The organism is Massilia sp. METH4 (assembly GCF_037094685.1).
GTDB lineage: Bacteria > Pseudomonadota > Gammaproteobacteria > Burkholderiales > Burkholderiaceae_D > Rugamonas.
The window spans coordinates 465,425-481,307 of record NZ_CP146614.1 but is presented as its reverse complement, the minus strand read 5'-3'; the positions used below and the strand labels follow the sequence as shown (position 1 = coordinate 481,307).

At 63.5% G+C, this 15,883-nt stretch carries 16 protein-coding genes; 11 read left to right on the top strand and 5 right to left on the bottom strand.

From position 1 onward, the window contains the following. Positions 1-15: 15 nt before the first annotated feature. Together V6Z91_RS02215 and V6Z91_RS02210 are read right to left on the bottom strand one after the other, a co-directional pair. The gene (locus V6Z91_RS02215) at positions 16-981 is read right to left on the bottom strand and encodes a threo-3-hydroxy-L-aspartate ammonia-lyase (protein ID WP_338766057.1); all 966 of its coding nucleotides are present in this window, start codon (positions 979-981) and stop codon (positions 16-18) included. Between the two features lie 189 nt (positions 982-1,170). Continuing rightward, the gene (locus V6Z91_RS02210) at positions 1,171-1,752 is read right to left on the bottom strand and encodes a phasin family protein (protein WP_338766055.1); all 582 of its coding nucleotides are present in this window, start codon (positions 1,750-1,752) and stop codon (positions 1,171-1,173) included. A 214-nt stretch (positions 1,753-1,966) separates the two neighbouring features. Here V6Z91_RS02210 and V6Z91_RS02205 point away from each other — a divergent pair, with 214 nt between their 5' ends. The 3 genes from V6Z91_RS02205 to V6Z91_RS02195 all read left to right on the top strand — a co-directional run bounded on the left by V6Z91_RS02205 (position 1,967) and on the right by V6Z91_RS02195 (position 4,902). Next, complete coding sequence (locus V6Z91_RS02205; protein ID WP_338766052.1) at positions 1,967-2,833, top strand: DMT family transporter; 867 nt, start codon at positions 1,967-1,969, stop codon at positions 2,831-2,833. A 10-nt stretch (positions 2,834-2,843) separates the two neighbouring features. After that, entirely contained in the window at positions 2,844-3,542 is a 699-nt protein-coding gene (locus V6Z91_RS02200; RefSeq protein ID WP_338766049.1) for a nitroreductase, read from the top strand. A gap of 190 nt (positions 3,543-3,732) precedes the next feature. After that, complete coding sequence (locus V6Z91_RS02195; RefSeq protein WP_338766047.1) at positions 3,733-4,902, top strand: serine hydrolase; 1,170 nt, start codon at positions 3,733-3,735, stop codon at positions 4,900-4,902. Here the strand turns inward: V6Z91_RS02195 and V6Z91_RS02190 are convergent. Further along, positions 4,881-5,663 carry an IclR family transcriptional regulator gene (locus tag V6Z91_RS02190; protein WP_338766045.1) on the bottom strand — a complete coding sequence of 261 codons (783 nt, stop codon included), beginning with the start codon at positions 5,661-5,663 and terminating at the stop codon, positions 4,881-4,883. The genes V6Z91_RS02195 and V6Z91_RS02190 overlap by 22 nt on opposite strands. A 117-nt stretch (positions 5,664-5,780) precedes the next feature. Here V6Z91_RS02190 and V6Z91_RS02185 point away from each other — a divergent pair, with 117 nt between their 5' ends. The 8 genes from V6Z91_RS02185 (at position 5,781) to V6Z91_RS02150 (ending at position 12,609) form a co-directional block, all read left to right on the top strand. Continuing rightward, positions 5,781-6,167: a diacylglycerol kinase gene (locus V6Z91_RS02185; RefSeq protein WP_338766042.1), complete on the top strand. Its 387-nt coding sequence runs from the start codon at positions 5,781-5,783 to the stop codon at positions 6,165-6,167. 99 nt (positions 6,168-6,266) lie between these two features. Next, the gene (locus V6Z91_RS02180; protein WP_338766039.1) at positions 6,267-7,274 is read left to right on the top strand and encodes a sulfate ABC transporter substrate-binding protein; all 1,008 of its coding nucleotides are present in this window, start codon (positions 6,267-6,269) and stop codon (positions 7,272-7,274) included. Between the two features lie 18 nt (positions 7,275-7,292). Further along, positions 7,293-7,850, top strand: a complete 558-nt coding sequence (locus V6Z91_RS02175; protein WP_338766037.1) for an alpha/beta hydrolase — start codon at positions 7,293-7,295, stop codon at positions 7,848-7,850. Positions 7,851-7,874: 24 nt separating this feature from the next. Next, a complete protein-coding gene (locus V6Z91_RS02170; RefSeq protein WP_338766035.1) occupies positions 7,875-8,513 on the top strand; it encodes a peroxiredoxin in 639 nt (212 codons plus the stop codon). A 391-nt stretch (positions 8,514-8,904) separates the two neighbouring features. Continuing rightward, positions 8,905-9,711: a sulfate ABC transporter permease subunit CysT gene (gene cysT / locus V6Z91_RS02165; protein ID WP_338772147.1), complete on the top strand. Its 807-nt coding sequence runs from the start codon at positions 8,905-8,907 to the stop codon at positions 9,709-9,711. 3 nt (positions 9,712-9,714) lie between these two features. Then, positions 9,715-10,590 carry a sulfate ABC transporter permease subunit CysW gene (gene cysW / locus V6Z91_RS02160; protein WP_338766033.1) on the top strand — a complete coding sequence of 292 codons (876 nt, stop codon included), beginning with the start codon at positions 9,715-9,717 and terminating at the stop codon, positions 10,588-10,590. Between the two features lie 16 nt (positions 10,591-10,606). Continuing rightward, positions 10,607-11,680: a sulfate ABC transporter ATP-binding protein gene (locus tag V6Z91_RS02155; RefSeq protein WP_338766030.1), complete on the top strand. Its 1,074-nt coding sequence runs from the start codon at positions 10,607-10,609 to the stop codon at positions 11,678-11,680. Continuing rightward, positions 11,677-12,609 carry a CysB family HTH-type transcriptional regulator gene (locus tag V6Z91_RS02150; RefSeq protein ID WP_338766027.1) on the top strand — a complete coding sequence of 311 codons (933 nt, stop codon included), beginning with the start codon at positions 11,677-11,679 and terminating at the stop codon, positions 12,607-12,609. The genes V6Z91_RS02155 and V6Z91_RS02150 overlap by 4 nt, the downstream gene beginning before the upstream one ends. 66 nt (positions 12,610-12,675) lie before the next feature. On the opposite strand, the gene V6Z91_RS02145 is transcribed toward V6Z91_RS02150, so the two are convergent. Beyond that, the gene (locus tag V6Z91_RS02145; RefSeq protein WP_338766024.1) at positions 12,676-12,972 is read right to left on the bottom strand and encodes a hypothetical protein; all 297 of its coding nucleotides are present in this window, start codon (positions 12,970-12,972) and stop codon (positions 12,676-12,678) included. 278 nt (positions 12,973-13,250) lie between these two features. After that, the gene (locus tag V6Z91_RS02140; RefSeq protein ID WP_338766021.1) at positions 13,251-15,632 is read right to left on the bottom strand and encodes a TonB-dependent receptor; all 2,382 of its coding nucleotides are present in this window, start codon (positions 15,630-15,632) and stop codon (positions 13,251-13,253) included. Positions 15,633-15,883 lie beyond the last annotated feature (251 nt).

Here is a 15,883-nt window from a genome sequence, read left to right as displayed (position 1 = left end):
TTTTTTGCAATACTTTTAGCCGACCAGCTCGGCGAACCGCGGCAAGTCCACGTTGCCGCCACTGATGATCACGCCGACCTTCTTGCCGCGCAGTTGCTCGCCCATGGCCCGGGCGGCGGCCAGGCCCAGGCAGCCGGTGGGTTCGACGAGCATCTTCATGCGGCTCGCGAAGAAGCGCATTTCCTCGACCAGTTGGGCATCCGTCGCGGTGAGGATATCGTCCACGTCCCGGCGCAGGATCGGAAAGGTCAGGTTGCCCAGGTGCTGTGTCTGGGCGCCGTCGGCGATCGTCTTCGGCGTGTCGATGTGGACGATGCTGCCGCCGCGGAACGAGCGCTGGCCGTCGTTGCCCGCCTCCGGTTCCACGCCGTACAGCTTCGTTTTCGGCGACAGCACGCGCGTCGCCAGCGCCGAGCCGGACAACAGCCCGCCGCCGCCCAGCGGCATGAACAGGTAATCGAGCTCGCCCACTTCCTCGAACAACTCCTTTGCCGCGGTGCCCTGGCCGGCGATCACGTCGGGGTGGTCGTAGGGTGGAATGAGCGTCAGGCCGTGCCTGGCCGCGAGATCACGGCCGATCTGCTCGCGATCCTCGGTATAGCGGTCATAGGTGACGACCGTGGCGCCATAGCCGCGCGTCGCGGCCACCTTCGCGGCCGGCGCGTCGAGCGGCATCACGATCGTGGCGGGAATGCCCAGCAAGCGGGCCGACAGCGCGATCGCCTGTGCATGATTGCCCGACGAGAACGCGACTACGCCCGCCTTGCGCTGCGCCGCGTCGAACCGGGCGAGTGCGTTGAAACCGCCGCGGAACTTGAACGCCCCCATGCGCTGCAGGTTTTCCGCCTTGAAGTACAGTTCGGCGCCAAGTTGCTCATTGGCGGTGCGCGACGTCAGCACGGGCGTTCGATGCGCGTGCCCCGCGATCCGGCCGGCGGCGGCCACCACGTCGTCGTAAGTGGGAAGCATGGGTTCGGTCATGGTCTGTCCTTTCAGTGTCGAATATTGACAGATTATCTGATTTTGGAAAATTCGTGTATATCGCACTCAAAAAAAAGCCCCGAACCGAGGTCCGGGGCATGCGAAGGACATCCGCTGAGAGGATCCACGGATGCCGAGGAGACCTGATACAGCGATGCTTTCAGTGCGCCGGCATGGCCGGCACGGGTATTACGCGGCAGCGGCAGCGGAGTTGGCCGCTGCGGCCGGTGCGGATTTCACGGCGGCGGTAAACTGGTTCACGGCGGCGTTCACGTTCGCTTCGTAAGCCTCGGCGGCTTGCTTGGCGGTGCGGGTGAACTGCTCGTAGCCGGCGTTGGCGCTGCCCAGGGCGGACTTGAACAGGGCGACGGCGTTTTCGGTGCCGGCCGGGGCGTTCTTGCTCACTTCATCGACCAGCGAAATCACCTTGCGGTTGGTTTCCAGGATCTGTGCTTCGGCAGCTTTCGAGAACTCGGAAGCGGTGCCCGATGCGATCTGGGCCAGGTGGCGGCTGTATGCGATGGCTTTCTCGGCGTTCGGCTGGGCGCGGGAAGCGGTCACCGAGAAGAACTCTTGCGGATCCTTGGCGGCCAGCAGCTGCTTCGCGGTGGCGGAGGTATCTTCCAGCGATGCTTTGGCGGCGGTCAGGTTCAGGTCGACGAGCTTTTCAACGCCTTCGAACGTCTTGTTCGTCAGGGAGGAGAAAATCGCGAATTGGCTTTCGAAATTCGCCTTGGTCGCATTGGAAAATTGCTCAGGAATCGAAAACATGTAGTTCTCCAGTAAGGATAATCGTTGATGAAAGCTTGGCTGTGGTCTACGACAGCTATTGTGCAACGCAACATGCCTAATTTTACGGCTGCTCAAGATTAAGTCAAGCGAAATTTGTGCATTGCACAAGAGCACGAAACCGTTGTGCAAGACAACTCGGCCAGGGCCGGCCGCGGTGCCTGCCCGCCAAACTCGGCCGTGTTAGACTGCCGGGATGTCCCTTCTCCTGTCGCCGATTCCCTTATTCTTTGTTTTCCTGTGGAGCACAGGGTTCATCGTGGCGAAATTCGGACTGCCCTATGCGCCGCCGCTCACGTTCCTGCTGGTGCGCTACGCGTGCGCGGTGGCCGTGCTGGCGCCGCTGGTCTGGCTGCTGAAGGCTCCCTGGCCGAAGGGCAGGGCCGGGCACATCGCCGTGTCCGGCCTGCTGCTGCACGGCGGTTACCTGGCCGGCGTATGGTGTGCCATCAAGCTGGGCATGCCGGCGGGGCTGTCTGCGCTGATCGTGGGCATGCAACCGATCCTGACGGCGTTCGCGGCACCGCTGATCGGCGAGCGCGTCACGCCGCGCCAGTGGCTGGGCCTGGCGTTCGGGCTCGGCGGTGTCGCCTTCGTCGTGTATGCGAAGATCACGCTGACGGGGCTGTCGTGGCAGGCCATCGTGCTGTGCCTGGGCGCGCTGCTGTCGATCACGGCAGGCACCTTGTACCAGAAGCGTTGGTGCCCCCAGTTCGACTTGCGCACCGGCACGGCGATCCAGTTTTCCGCGTGTTTCCTTGCCACGCTGCCGTTCGCCGTGGCGTTCGAGTCGTTGACGCCGGCATTCGCGTCGGTCGAATGGACGCCGCGTTTCCTCGGCGCGCTGGCATGGTCGGTGTTCGGCCTGTCGATCGGTGCGATCTTCCTGCTGTTCGCGCTGATCCGCCGCAGCGACGCGACACGTGTGACGAGCCTGTTGTACCTGACCCCGCCGACGACCGCGCTGATGGCGTGGCTGATGTTCGGTGAAGCGTTCAGCCCGCTGGGCGTGGCCGGCATGGCGCTGGCCGTGACGGGGGTGTTCTTCGTGGTCCGCAAATAAAGGAAATGACATGATCTCCAGTCCCGAACAGCAGACAGTGGATGCCGCCATCACTTCACGCCGCTCGATCCGCGCTTTCCTGCCCACGCCGGTGGCGCGCGAGGATATCGTTGCAATCCTCGAAGTGGCCAGCCGCGCTCCGTCCGGCACCAACACGCAGCCGTGGAAAGTGTATGTGCTGACCGGGGCGGCGCGCGACCGCCTGTGCGCGCGCATCACGGGCGCCTACCGCGACCCGGAGCAGAACCGCCGCCACCAGGAAGAGTATGCCTACTATCCGCGCGAGTGGAAGTCGCCCTACATCGACCGTCGCCGCAAGGTGGGTTGGGACCTGTATTCCCTGCTGGGACTGGCGCGCGACAACAAGGAGGGCATGGCGGCCCAGCACGCCCGCAATTTCAATTTCTTCGATGCGCCGGTGGGCCTGATCTTCACGATCGACCGTATCATGGAACAGGGCTCGTGGCTTGACTATGGCATGTTCCTGCAGAACGTGATGGTGGCCGCGCGGGCCCGCGGGCTGGACACTTGCCCGCAAGCAGCCTTCACACAATTCCATTCGATCATTGCAGAAGAGCTCTCATTGCCCGACAATGAAATGGTGGTGTGCGGGATGGCGCTGGGTGTTGCCGATCCATCAAGGATCGAAAATTCCCTGGTGACCGAACGCGAACCGGTCGAACGGTTCGCCACGTTTATGGAAGGGTAACGTTTCGTTGCAGCGGCGCCTCAAGATTGCTGATTGCGCTATCTGACTGATTAACTTTTGTGCTCAACAATGTGAAATCTTGTTGTGCGGGATCAGGCTTTTGCTACACTGCAACGTATCGTTGAAAACATCGGCAAATGCGCGGCAAATGCGCGTCCAGCGCGTTTCCGCTGCCGACCTGGGGAATCTCATGTACAAAGTTATCGTAGCCGCCTTGATCTCCGCCTTGTGCATCTCGGTGCCGGTGACTGCCGTGCAGGCAGCCGATGGGGTCAGGAAAACCGCGGTCAAGAAGGCAGCCGCGAAGAAATCGGTCAAGAAGAAGTCCGTCCAGCGGGCGGGCGTGCGCCGCAAGGCCGTCGCCGCGCCGGACAGGATGGTGCGCCGTGTGATCACCGTGCGCGGCAAGAAGAAGGTCGTGTTCCAGCGCGTGATGGCCGCGGCGCCCGTCGTGGCCGCGCGCCCGACGATGGGCGACCTTGCCGGCCTGAACCTCACGCGCGACCCGCTCGACCTGAAATCGAACGTGGCGCTGGTTGTCGACCAGGCCAACGCCGAAGTGCTGTTCGAAAAGAACGCCCATGTGGCACTGCCGATCGCCTCGATCACGAAGATGATGACCGGTCTCGTGGTCGTCGAGGCGAACCAGGACATGGACGAGATGCTGACGGTGACGGAAGAAGATGTCGACCGCGCCAAGTTCTCCAGCTCGCGCCTGAAGGTGGGCGACCAGCTGACGCGCCGTAACATGCTGCATATCGCGCTGATGAGCTCGGAAAACCGTGCGGCCTCCGCGCTCGGCCGCAATTATCCGGGCGGCTTGCCCGCCTTCGTGGCGGCGATGAACGCCAAGGCGCGGGCGCTGGGCATGACGGACACGCACTATGCCGATTCCACGGGCCTGTCCAAGCAGAACGTGGCGAGCGCGCGCGATCTGGCCAAGCTGGCGATGGCCGCCTACGAACATCCGATCCTGCGCGAATTCTCCACCGATCCGAAAGCGATCGTCGAGCGCAATGGTCGCCCGGTGCAGTTCGGCACCACGAATGGCCTCGTCGTGCCGACGTCCGGCTGGCAGATCGGCCTACAGAAAACGGGTTTCATCAATGAGGCGGGCCGCTGCGTGATGATGCAGGCCGTGATCGAAGGGCGTGCCGTCATCATGGTGCTGCTCGATGCGAAGGGCAGCGCCGCGCGCGTGGCCGATGCGATGCGCATGAAGAAATGGCTGACGGCCTTGAAGCCGATGCCGTTCTCCGACGCGACTCCCGCCGCCGGCACGGCAGGCACCACCATCACGGCCGGCGGCACGTTCGGCGCCGGCGCCGCGGCAATGACTCAGTCCGCCGCCGGCATGTAACCCAGGGTGGCGGAAATCTGGTTGGCGGTGTTGACCAGGTCTTCCAGCCATTCGTCCTGCAGGCGGTCGGCCGGCGCCGAGATCGACAGGCCAGCCACCAGCTTGCCGCTGTCGTCGCGAATGCCGGCGGCCATGCAGCGCACGCCCAGTTCCAGTTCCTCGTTGTCGCGCGCATAGCCGCGCGATCGCACCAGCGACAATTCGCGCTCCAGCTTCGCCAGGTCGGTGATCGAATTCTTGTTGTGCCCCGCCAGCCCCGTGCGGGTGGCATAGGCACGGATCGCCTTCGGCTCGTCGACCGACAGGAACAGCTTGCCCGTGGACGTGAGATGCAGCGGCCCGCGGCCGCCGATCGCACGCACCACCTGCATGCCGGAGCGTTCCGAGAACGCGCGGTCGATGTACACGATTTCGTCGCCCTGGCGTACCGACAGGTTGATCGTCTGCTGGGTTTTCTTGTGCAACGCGCGCATGAAATCGAGCGCCGCTTCCCGCACCGACAGCCGGCTCTTTACGATATTGCCCAGCTCCAGCAGGCGCATGCCCAGCCGGTAGGTTCCCGGTTCGATACGGTCGACAAAGCGCGTCAGCACCAGGTCGTTCAGGATCCGGTGTGCCGTCGATGGGTGCAGGCCCGATTCCTTCGATAAATCCTTCAGGCTCACAGGATCCGGGTACTTGGCCAAGGCGTCGAGCAGGCCCACCATGCGTTCGATGACCTGGATGGTCGTTTTTTGTTCTGGAACGGATTCGATTTTCATGATGTGGTTGGTGCAGTGCAGTATGTATCCAGGTCTTTATACCATGATGTGAAAAAATTGGGAATTGCATCGAGACGTGGCCGCTATAATGGCGCACCTCTGTTCAAGCGACTTTTCATGACCCAGCCCCTCAGCGAATTCAAGAGCCGCAGCGGCCTGAAACGCATCCTCTCCGCCATCCATTACTCGCTCGACGGCCTGAAGACGGCGTGGCGTTATGAACACGCTTTCCGCCAGGAGCTCGTCCTTTTCTTTTTTGCAGCCTTGCTCGCGCTGGCGTTGCCCGTCTCCGCCTTCCAGAAGCTCGTGCTGGTGGGCGTGCTGGTCCTGGTCCTCATCGTCGAGCTGATCAATTCCGCCATCGAAGCCGTGGTCGATCGCATCTCGCTGGAACGCCACCCCCTGTCGAAGAACGCCAAGGACTTGGGCAGCGCGGCCGTGCTGCTGGCCTGCCTCCTTGCGGCCGCCACTTGGGGCGTGGTGCTGTTCAACCGCTTCTGGTGACCTTCATATAAGCTTTTGGTATAAGGAAGGGACGAAAACTTCGTTCTCTTTCATAAGCTCAGCAGCTAATCTGCGAACTCCAATCATTAGGGGAATCAGATGCTGTCCAAAAAACTTTCCACGCTGGCTGCCGCAGTTGTCACGACCCTTGCCGTATCGCTGACCGCCCACGCGGCCGAAGTCACGCTGCTGAACGTTTCCTACGATCCGACGCGTGAGCTGTACCAGGACGTCAACGCCGCCTTTGCCAAGGATTGGAAGGCGAAGACGGGCGACGACGTGAAGATCAAGCAATCGCACGGCGGGTCGGGCAAGCAGGGCCGCTCCGTGATCGACGGGCTGCAGGCCGACGTCGTCACGCTCGCACTGGCGTACGACATCGATGCGATCGCCGAAAAAGGCCTCGTCAGCAAGGACTGGCAAAAGCGCCTGGCCAAGAATTCCACCCCTTACAGCTCCACCATCGTGTTCCTGGTGCGTAAGGGCAACCCGAAAGGCATCAAGGACTGGGCCGACCTGGTCAAGCCGGGCGTGCAGGTGATCACGCCGAATCCGAAGACCTCGGGCGGTGCGCGCTGGAACCACCTGGCCGCCTACGGCTACGCGCTGCGCCAGCCCGGTGGCAACGATGCCACGGCGCGTGAGTACCTGAAGAAGCTCTACAAGAACGTGCCGGTGCTGGACTCCGGCGCGCGCGGCGCCACCACCACCTTCGTGGAGCGCGGCATCGGCGACGTGCTGATCGCCTGGGAAAACGAAGCGCTGCTGGCGATCAAGGAACTGGGTCCGGACAAGTTCCAGATCGTGGCGCCCTCCGTCTCGATCCTGGCCGAACCGCCCGTCGCCGTGGTCGACAAGGTCGTCGACAAGCGCGGCACCCGCAAGGTGGCCGAGGCTTACCTGAGCTTCCTGTACACCGACGCTGCCCAGGAACTGATCGCCAAGAACTACTACCGCCCGACCGTGGAAAAGGAAGCGAAGAAATACGCCGCCCAGTTCCCGGCCGTGAAACTGTTCACGATCGAAGACGTGGCCGGCGACTGGACGAAAGCCCAGAAGACGCACTTCGCCGATGGCGGCGTGTTCGACCAGATCTACCAGAAGTAATCGACAAGGAGAGGGCGCATGCCGGGCAAGCTTTCGCAACTGCGCGTGCTGGTGGCACCGGGCCTGCACAACAGCGGCCCCGAGCACTGGCAAAGCCGCTGGCAGCGCCTGTATCCCGCCTTCGAGCGGATCGAGCAGGATGACTGGAGCGATCCGATCCTGCCGATCTGGAGCGCGCGGGTGGACGAGGTGCGGCAGCGCGACCGGCGCCCCACGCTGATCGTCGCCCACAGCTTCGGTTGCCTCGCATCCGTGCACAGCGTGGCGCGCGACCCTGCCAACATCGTCGGCCTGCTGCTGGTGGCGCCGGCCGACCCCGAGAAGTTTGGCGTGGCCGAGCTGCTGCCGCGCCCGCCGCTGCCCGTGCCGTCCACCATGATTGCCAGCACCAATGACCCGTGGATGCCGCTCGAGCGCGCGCGTCAGTGGGCCGAGCGCTGGGACAGCGATTTTGTCGACGCCGGCCCTCTTGGGCACATCAATGCCGAGTCGGGGCTGGGCGACTGGTTGCCGGGCCAGCGCCAGTTGCAATTGTTGGTTGATCGGGCGCACAATGTAAAACCAATGCAATATTGATCTTTGTCTATTACGGAGACTTCCATGACGCTACGCCTCGGCGACACCGCACCTGACTTCGAGCAGGATTCTTCCATCGGCCGCATCAAGTTCCATGAATGGGCGGGCGATTCCTGGGTGGTGTTGTTCTCGCACCCGGCCGACTTCACCCCCGTCTGCACGACGGAACTGGGCCTGACCGCGAAGCTCAAGCCCGAGTTCGACCAGCGCAACGTGAAGGCGATCGCACTGTCCGTCGACCCGGCCGATTCGCACAAGGAATGGATCAAGGACATCGAGGAAACCCAGAAGACCGTCGTGGGCTTCCCGATCATCGCCGACGCCGACAAGAAAGTGGCCACGCTGTACGACATGATCCACCCGGAACAATCGGCCACCGCCACCGTGCGCTCCGTGTTCGTGATCGACCCGAACAAGAAGATCCGCCTGCAGCTCACCTACCCGATGAGCACGGGCCGCAATTTCGACGAAATCCTGCGCGTGATCGATGCCCTGCAACTGACGGACAAGCACACCGTGGCCACGCCGGGGAACTGGAAGGATGGCGACGACGTGATCATCCCGCTGACCGTGCAAGACCCCGAAGTGATCAAGCAGAAGTACCCGAAGGGCTTCACCGCCCCGAAACCGTACCTGCGCCTCACGCCGCAGCCGAACAAGTAATCGGCTCCGCTCCACGACAAACCCGGGCTTGCCCGGGTTTTTTGTTCCGACGCAACCGCAGCGCTGGCACCCTGGCTCACCCTGGTGTCGGACACCTTCAGGTGTACGACACCGGTTTTCCCCAGCGGCAACCACGTTGCTCGAAAATGGGCTCAGACCCCGATTGCAGTAAATATTTCGTGCGCGAACGCCTCGCCAGCCCGCATGGTTGCGCCATATCAGCAGAGGCATCTAAGCAAATGACAAAAGGTTAGTTTGGTTTATAACGCCCAGATGCGAGACTTCGGCCTCATTATCCGAAAATGTAATAAGAGGGGCCACCATGTCTGCAGTACTGCCGGTTGCGCAACCGGTGCCGTTCGAAGCGAGAAAGCGGGCGCCGTACCGGGTGATGCCGGGCTTTAAGCTCTCGCTGGGCTTCACGATCTTTTACCTGACGCTGATCGTGCTGATTCCATTGTCGGCACTGTTCCTGAAGACGTTTACGCTGACGTGGGAGGCCTTCTGGAGCGCCGTTACGTCCGAGCGCGTGATGGCTTCCTACCGGCTGACCTTCGGCGCCTCGCTGATCGGCGCGGCCATCAACGTCGTCTTCGGCGGCATCGTCGCCTGGGTGCTGGTGCGCTACCGCTTCCCGGGCAAACGCATCGTCGATGCGCTGGTCGACCTGCCGTTCGCGCTGCCGACCGCGGTGGCGGGCATCACGCTGACGGCGCTGTATTCGTCGAACGGCTGGATCGGCCAGTTCGTCGAGGGCACGCTGGGCATCAAGGTCGCGTTCACGCCGCTGGGCGTGGTGCTGGCCCTCACATTCATCGGCCTGCCATTCGTCGTGCGCACCGTGCAGCCCGTGCTGGAAGATGCCGAGCGCGAGCTGGAGGAAGCGGCCGCCTCGCTGGGCGCCTCGTCGTGGCAGACATTCACCAAGGTGGTGTTCCCCACCGTGATGCCATCGCTGCTGACGGGCTTCGCGCTGGCCTTCGCGCGCGCCACCGGCGAATACGGTTCGGTGATCTTCATCGCCGGGAACATGCCCATGGTCTCCGAGATCACGCCGCTGTTCATCATCACCAAGCTGGAACAGTACGACTACACGGGCGCCACCGCGATCGCCGTCGTGATGCTGGTCGTGTCGTTCATCATGCTGCTGGCCATTAACCTGCTGCAGGCCTGGGCCCGCGGCAAGTCGGGGAAATAAGAAATGAGTGGAACTTCCCACCGGGGCGAACTGCCCTCCGTATCCGAAATGCTGGAACCGCGCTGGGTGCGCTATGCGCTGATCACCGTGGCGCTGGCGTTCCTGACGCTGTTCCTGTTCGTGCCGCTGATCGCCGTCTTCGTCGAGGCGCTGAAGAAGGGCACCGAGGTCTACCTGGAATCGATCCGCGAGGACGATGCGATCGCCGCGATCAAGCTCACGCTGCTCACCGCCGCGATCGCCGTGCCGCTGAACCTCGTGTTCGGCGTGGCCGCGTCGTGGGCGATCGCCAAGTTCGAATTCCGCGGCAAGAGCTTGCTGCTGACGCTGATCGACCTGCCGTTCTCCGTGTCGCCGGTGATCTCGGGCCTGATCTACGTGCTGCTGTTCGGCGCCCAGGGCTGGTTCGGCCCGTGGCTGGCCGAGCACGACATCAAGATCCTGTTCGCCGTGCCGGGCATCGTGATCGCGACGATCTTCATCACCTTCCCCTTCGTGGCGCGCGAACTGATCCCGCTGATGCAGGCGCAGGGCAGCGAGGAAGAGGAAGCGGCCGTGGTGCTGGGCGCCTCGGGCTGGCAGACGTTCTTCCGCGTGACGCTGCCCAACATCAAGTGGGGCCTGCTGTACGGCGTGATCCTGTGTAATGCCCGCGCGATGGGTGAATTCGGCGCCGTGTCCGTGGTCTCGGGCCACATCCGCGGCGAGACCAACACCATGCCGCTGCAGGTCGAGATCCTCTACAACGAATACAACTTCGTCGCGGCCTTCGCCGTCGCCTCGCTGCTGGCGCTGCTGGCGCTGGTGACCTTGGCACTGAAATCCTTTATCGAATGGCGCCTGCACGAATCGCGCAACGCCGACGCCAACGACAACTAAAGTACCGGAGCAAGACATGACGATCGCAGTCAAGAACATCAACAAGCGTTTCGGCGACTTCGTCGCGCTGAACAACGTGTCGCTGGATTTCCCGGCGGGCGAATTGACCGCGCTGCTGGGTCCCTCGGGCTGCGGCAAGACCACGCTGCTGCGCTGCATCGCCGGCCTGGAACACCCGGATTCGGGCCAGGTCCTGCTCGACGGCCAGGATGCTTCGGACCGCCACGTGCGCGAGCGCCAGGTGGGCTTCGTGTTCCAGCACTACGCGCTGTTCAAGCACATGACGGTGTTCGAGAACGTGGCCTTCGGCCTGCGCGTTAAGCCGCGCGGCGAGCGACCGTCGGAAGACCAGATCCGCAGGAAAGTAAAAGAGCTTCTCGAGCTGGTGCAGCTGGACTGGCTGGCCGACCGCTATCCGCCGCAGCTCTCCGGCGGCCAGCGCCAGCGTATCGCGCTGGCGCGCGCCCTGGCCGTGGAGCCGCGCGTGCTGCTGCTCGACGAACCGTTCGGCGCGCTGGACGCCAAGGTGCGCAAGGAATTGCGCCGCTGGCTGCGCCGCCTGCACGACGACCTGCACGTGTCGTCCATCTTCGTCACGCACGACCAGGAAGAGGCGCTGGAAGTGGCCGACCAGGTGGTGTTGATGAACAAGGGCACCGTGGAGCAGATCGGCACGCCGGACGAGGTGTACAACCACCCCGCGTCACCGTTCGTGTACGGCTTCCTGGGCAATGTGAACGTGTTCCATGGCCGCGTGCACGAAGGGGTGCTGGCCAGCGAAGGCGTGCAGCTCGACGTGCCGGACCATACCCGCGTGCGCGATGCGAAGGGCACCGCCTACGTGCGACCGCACGAGATGGAAGTGGACCGCTACGAAGCCGGCGCGGAAGGCATCGTCGTCAAGCTGCGCCGCGCCCACGCGATCGGGCCGCTGGCCCAACTGGACCTCGAACGCGCCGACAATGCGCAACTGATCGAGGCAACGATTTCCAACGAGCGCTTCCGTAACTTGGCACTGAAGGAGGGCGAGACCCTCGTGGTGCGGCCGAAGCGCCTGCGCGTGTTCGTCGACGAAGGAGCTTCCATATGAATTTCCAGCAGCTGCGTTCCATCCGCGAGGCGGCCCGTCGCAACTACAACCTGACCGAAGTGGCCAATGCGCTGTTCACGTCCCAGCCGGGCGTGAGCCGCCAGATCCGCGAGCTCGAGGATGAGCTGGGTGTCGTGATCTTCGAGCGCAACGGCAAGCGGTTGACGGGCCTGACCGAACCGGGCAAGGGCATCCTGAAGATCATCGACCGCCTGTTGATCGAAGCGGAAAACCTGCAGCACGCCAGCATGGAATACAAGGGCCAGAGCACCGGCACGCTGACCGTGGCGGCCACGCACACGCAGGCGCGCTACGCGCTGCCGAAGGCCGTGTCGCACTTCCGCAAGACCTTCCCGGACGTGCGGATCGCCCTGCAGCAGAGCGCTCCCGAGCACATCGCCGAATGGGTGTTGTCCGGCAAGGCCGATATCGGTATCGCTACCGAGGGCCTGTCGCAGTTCCCCGACCTCGTCTCGTTTCCGTGCTATCGCTGGAGCCACCTGATCGTGGTGCCGGAAGACCACCCGCTGCTGGCGCGCACGCCGGTGCGGCTGGAAGACCTGGCCGAGTTCCAGCTGATCACGTACGACGTGGGCTTCACGGGTCGCGGCCACATCGACGACGCGTTCGACAAGGCGGGCGTACGGCCGGACATCGTGCTGACCGCGATGGACTCGGACGTGATCAAGCAGTACGTGGCGCTGGGCCTCGGTGTCGGCATCGTCGCCTCGATGGCCTTCGACCATGGCCGCGACAAGGGCCTGCGCGCGATCGAGGCATCGCACCTGTTCGCACAGAACACCACGCGGCTCGCCGTGCGGCGGGGCGCCTACCTGCGGCAGTATGCGTATGAATTCATCGCGCAGTTCGCGCCCGAGTTGAAGCGGGGGGATATCGAGCAGGCGCTGCTGGGCAGCGAGGCGGCGTAATGGCCAAGGGTTTCAGCAGCAATCGCAGCAAATGAACCCGGCCTTCGCCGGGATTTTTTTTGCCGATTACCAGCCGAGAATCATCCCTCGCAGTATCAACAGCAGAGCACCGAAGCTGGCTGCATAGATAACCAACACGAAGAGCAGCGCAACTCCCGCGCTGTACAGGCATGTCTTCGCGGCTTCATTGCTGATCTGGGGCACGCAATAGAAGGGTAGCGGCAGGATGGCGATCACCAGAGGAATTGCCAGTGACGTCATATTGATCGACAGGATGCCGAAGCCGAGGAAACCAACGAGTATCAACAGGCATAGATGCCATGTGATGAACTCGGAGCGGTCATGTTGAGGGGCAGCAGTCATGCATTGATCTCCACGGTTGATTAATCGGGCATATCCCGCCACACATGTTGCTGGCATCGGCACCGGTGCGGGTTGACAGCTGTCAGCCTTGCACTTGTCCTACGGTGAAAAGCGTACATGCCGGCTACCTGCACAATCCCGCTGGCGCCAAAGCACTGGTGTCGGACACTTTTTTCTGGGCGGTTTATCCAGAAAAAGGTGTGCGACACCAGCAGCCGTTCCCGGAAAAAAAAATCCCGCTCGATGAGCGGGATTTTTCGTTGAAGCAGCCGGAACGCTTACCAGCTATACCCCACCTTCGCATAGAAGAACCGCCCATTGAACCCGGCCGGCGAGAAGTTCGAATACGGGTAGATGCCGTTCGTGTTCAGGTTCGCGACGCTCGTCGTCTTGTCCGGGTAGCTGTCCGTCACGTTGTCGATGCCCGCGGTCACGCGCCAGTTCGTGACGAGGCGCACGGTGCCCGACACGTCCAGCACCCATTGGCGGCCGTAGGTCTGGTCGTTTGCCGGGTTGTTCTGCGGGACGGTGAACTTGCCGTACTGCGTGGCCAGTGCACGGGCGCTCCACGTGCCCGCCGTGTAGTCGGCGCCCAGGCTGAACTTGTCCTTCGGCGAGCCGACGGTATTGCGCAGCACCGTCTGGCGGTCGATCAGCAGCAGGTTGTTGGCCGTGAGGATCGCCGGGTTGGCGGCCACGTTCTCGACTGTCGTCTTGTTGTGGTTGTAGGCGGCCGTGAAGTCGATGCGGTCGCGGTTGGCCAGGTTCCACCGGTAGGTGCTGACCAGGTCCACGCCGGTCGTCTTGGTGTCGATCGCGTTGGTGAAGTAGCGGCCTGCGCCTACCTGCACACCCTGGGCAGCGAGCACGTTGCGCAGCGCCTGCGGCAATTGCAGGTTGGCCGACAGGGCGATGCGATCGTCCACGAAGATGCGGTACACGTCCACCGTGGTGTTGAAGTTGCGGGTCGGCGACCACTGTACGCCGATGCCGTAGTTGCGGGCTTTCTCGGCCTTCAGCGGCGTGGCGCCCAGCGCCTGCGCGGCGGCGCTGCCGACCGCGAACGTGCCCGTCTCGATCGGCGTGTTCACACCGTTGACCACAGCGAAGTTGGTCGTGGTGATCGTGTAGAACTGCTGCGCCAGCGATGGCGCGCGGAAGCCGGAGGACGCGGTGCCGCGCACGGAGAGCTGGTCGTTGAACGCGTAGCGCGCGGAAGCCTTGGCCGACGTTGTGCTGCCGAAGTCCGTGTAGTGCTCGTAGCGGGCGGCCAGCGCGCCGGACAGCTTCGGCGTGACCTGCGCTTCCAGGTTCACGTAGGCGGACTGGTTGCTGCGGCTGTTCTTGCCGGCGTTGACGGGCCGGAAGCCGGAGAAGCCCTGCGAACCGGAGCCCGTGTAGGACGCGGCATCCCCGGCGTTGATCTCATAGTCTTCGTGGCGGATTTCCACGCCGGTGGCCACCGTCAGCGGGCCGGAAAAGGCCGCGACCTGGATCTCGCGCGCCAGGTCGAAGTTGGCGACCGATTGCGTGTTGGTCAGCTTGCCGAGGTGGAAGTGCGTGGGGCTGTTGGCGCCCAGGTCCTGGTTGACGGTGTTGTCGATGTCGAGCCAGAAGCTGTTGCGGCCCCAGTCCAGGCTTGCATCCCAGCGCCAGCCACCCAGGTCGCCGCGCACGCCGGCCACGATCGAGGAATCGGTCGATGTGCTGTTCTGCAGCGGCAGGAAGCCTTGGGGGAACAGGGGCGTGCGCTGGGCGCCGCCGTTCAGCGCGGTGCGCCACGTTGCCGCCGCTTCGGTATCGCGCTCGCCATACTGGCCGAACGCGTAGAAATCGGTGTTCTCGCCCAGCTGGTACTGCGTGTTGAAGAATACATTGCGCGGCTTGGTATCCGAATCGCCGTAGCGCTGGGTGATCTTGCCGTACAGGGGCTCGGCCGGGTTGCGTGTGTCCGGCCCGGCGCGGTTGGTCGGATTGCGGTCGGCGCCTTCGGCGGCCAAACGCAGCCAGCCCTTGTCGCCCAGCGCGAAGCCGGCGGAAGCCTTCAGCGACACCTGTTCGCCATCGCCTTCGCCATACCAGCCGGTGCCGATCTCCACGTCGCCGCCGTTCGGGCCCTTCTTCAGGATGATGTTGACCACGCCGGCGATCGCATCGGAACCGTATTGCGCCGAAGCGCCGTCGCGCAGCACTTCGATGTGGTCGATGGCGGCCAGCGGGATCGCGTTCAGGTCCACCGGCGCCGAGCCGCGGCCGGCGGTGCCGTTGACGTTGACGACGGCCGAGGCGTGACGGCGCTTGCCGTTCACCAGCACCAGCGTCTGGTCAGGCGCCAGGCCGCGCAACTGCGCCGGACGCACCGCATCGGAAGCGTCGGCGCCGGAAGGGCGCGGGAAGTTCATCGACGGCAGGAGGCGCGACAGCACGGTGGCCAGCTCGGTCGAACCGGTGGCCTGCAATTCCTTCGCGCCGATGATGTCGATCGGCGATTCGGAATCGGCCATGCGGCGGTTCTTCGCGTAGGTGCCCGTCACGACGACGGTCTGCAATGCTTCGGTGGGAACTTGCTGCAGCTGGGCGCTGGCCGGAGAGCAGATGGCTGCAACGGCGGCGGAGATCAGGGTGAGGGCGAGGGGAGACTTCTTGAGGCGTGTGGTCATCGTTTTTATTGGTCAGTTGACGATCACGCTATGTTAATCGGTCGGTCTCATGCCACGAACGATTGAGTTGGGGTTTGCTTATGCTTCAGCCGCATAAGCGAAAAGCTGTAGCGCATGAGTACTGGTGGCTGGACAGGGGGTTCGCGGAGCTTGCTCCGCGCCTGTCCAGCGGCGATGGCTTGCAAGCCATCGCTCCTTCCGCACACTTTTTCCGGATGAGGCACCCGGAAAAAATGTTCGACACCAGTGGT

What these genes read in the sequence shown, in the direction of transcription:
- V6Z91_RS02215 (WP_338766057.1), bottom strand. Translation starts at nt 981, where the DNA reads ATGACCGAACCCATGCTTCCCACTTACGACGACGTGGTGGCCGCCGCC.
- V6Z91_RS02210 (WP_338766055.1), bottom strand. Translation starts at nt 1,752, where the DNA reads ATGTTTTCGATTCCTGAGCAATTTTCCAATGCGACCAAGGCGAATTTC.
- V6Z91_RS02205 (WP_338766052.1), top strand. Translation starts at nt 1,967, where the DNA reads ATGTCCCTTCTCCTGTCGCCGATTCCCTTATTCTTTGTTTTCCTGTGG.
- V6Z91_RS02200 (WP_338766049.1), top strand. Translation starts at nt 2,844, where the DNA reads ATGATCTCCAGTCCCGAACAGCAGACAGTGGATGCCGCCATCACTTCA.
- V6Z91_RS02195 (WP_338766047.1), top strand. Translation starts at nt 3,733, where the DNA reads ATGTACAAAGTTATCGTAGCCGCCTTGATCTCCGCCTTGTGCATCTCG.
- V6Z91_RS02190 (WP_338766045.1), bottom strand. Translation starts at nt 5,663, where the DNA reads ATGAAAATCGAATCCGTTCCAGAACAAAAAACGACCATCCAGGTCATC.
- V6Z91_RS02185 (WP_338766042.1), top strand. Translation starts at nt 5,781, where the DNA reads ATGACCCAGCCCCTCAGCGAATTCAAGAGCCGCAGCGGCCTGAAACGC.
- V6Z91_RS02180 (WP_338766039.1), top strand. Translation starts at nt 6,267, where the DNA reads ATGCTGTCCAAAAAACTTTCCACGCTGGCTGCCGCAGTTGTCACGACC.
- V6Z91_RS02175 (WP_338766037.1), top strand. Translation starts at nt 7,293, where the DNA reads ATGCCGGGCAAGCTTTCGCAACTGCGCGTGCTGGTGGCACCGGGCCTG.
- V6Z91_RS02170 (WP_338766035.1), top strand. Translation starts at nt 7,875, where the DNA reads ATGACGCTACGCCTCGGCGACACCGCACCTGACTTCGAGCAGGATTCT.
- cysT (WP_338772147.1), top strand. Translation starts at nt 8,905, where the DNA reads ATGCCGGGCTTTAAGCTCTCGCTGGGCTTCACGATCTTTTACCTGACG.
- cysW (WP_338766033.1), top strand. Translation starts at nt 9,715, where the DNA reads ATGAGTGGAACTTCCCACCGGGGCGAACTGCCCTCCGTATCCGAAATG.
- V6Z91_RS02155 (WP_338766030.1), top strand. Translation starts at nt 10,607, where the DNA reads ATGACGATCGCAGTCAAGAACATCAACAAGCGTTTCGGCGACTTCGTC.
- V6Z91_RS02150 (WP_338766027.1), top strand. Translation starts at nt 11,677, where the DNA reads ATGAATTTCCAGCAGCTGCGTTCCATCCGCGAGGCGGCCCGTCGCAAC.
- V6Z91_RS02145 (WP_338766024.1), bottom strand. Translation starts at nt 12,972, where the DNA reads ATGACTGCTGCCCCTCAACATGACCGCTCCGAGTTCATCACATGGCAT.
- V6Z91_RS02140 (WP_338766021.1), bottom strand. Translation starts at nt 15,632, where the DNA reads ATGACCACACGCCTCAAGAAGTCTCCCCTCGCCCTCACCCTGATCTCC.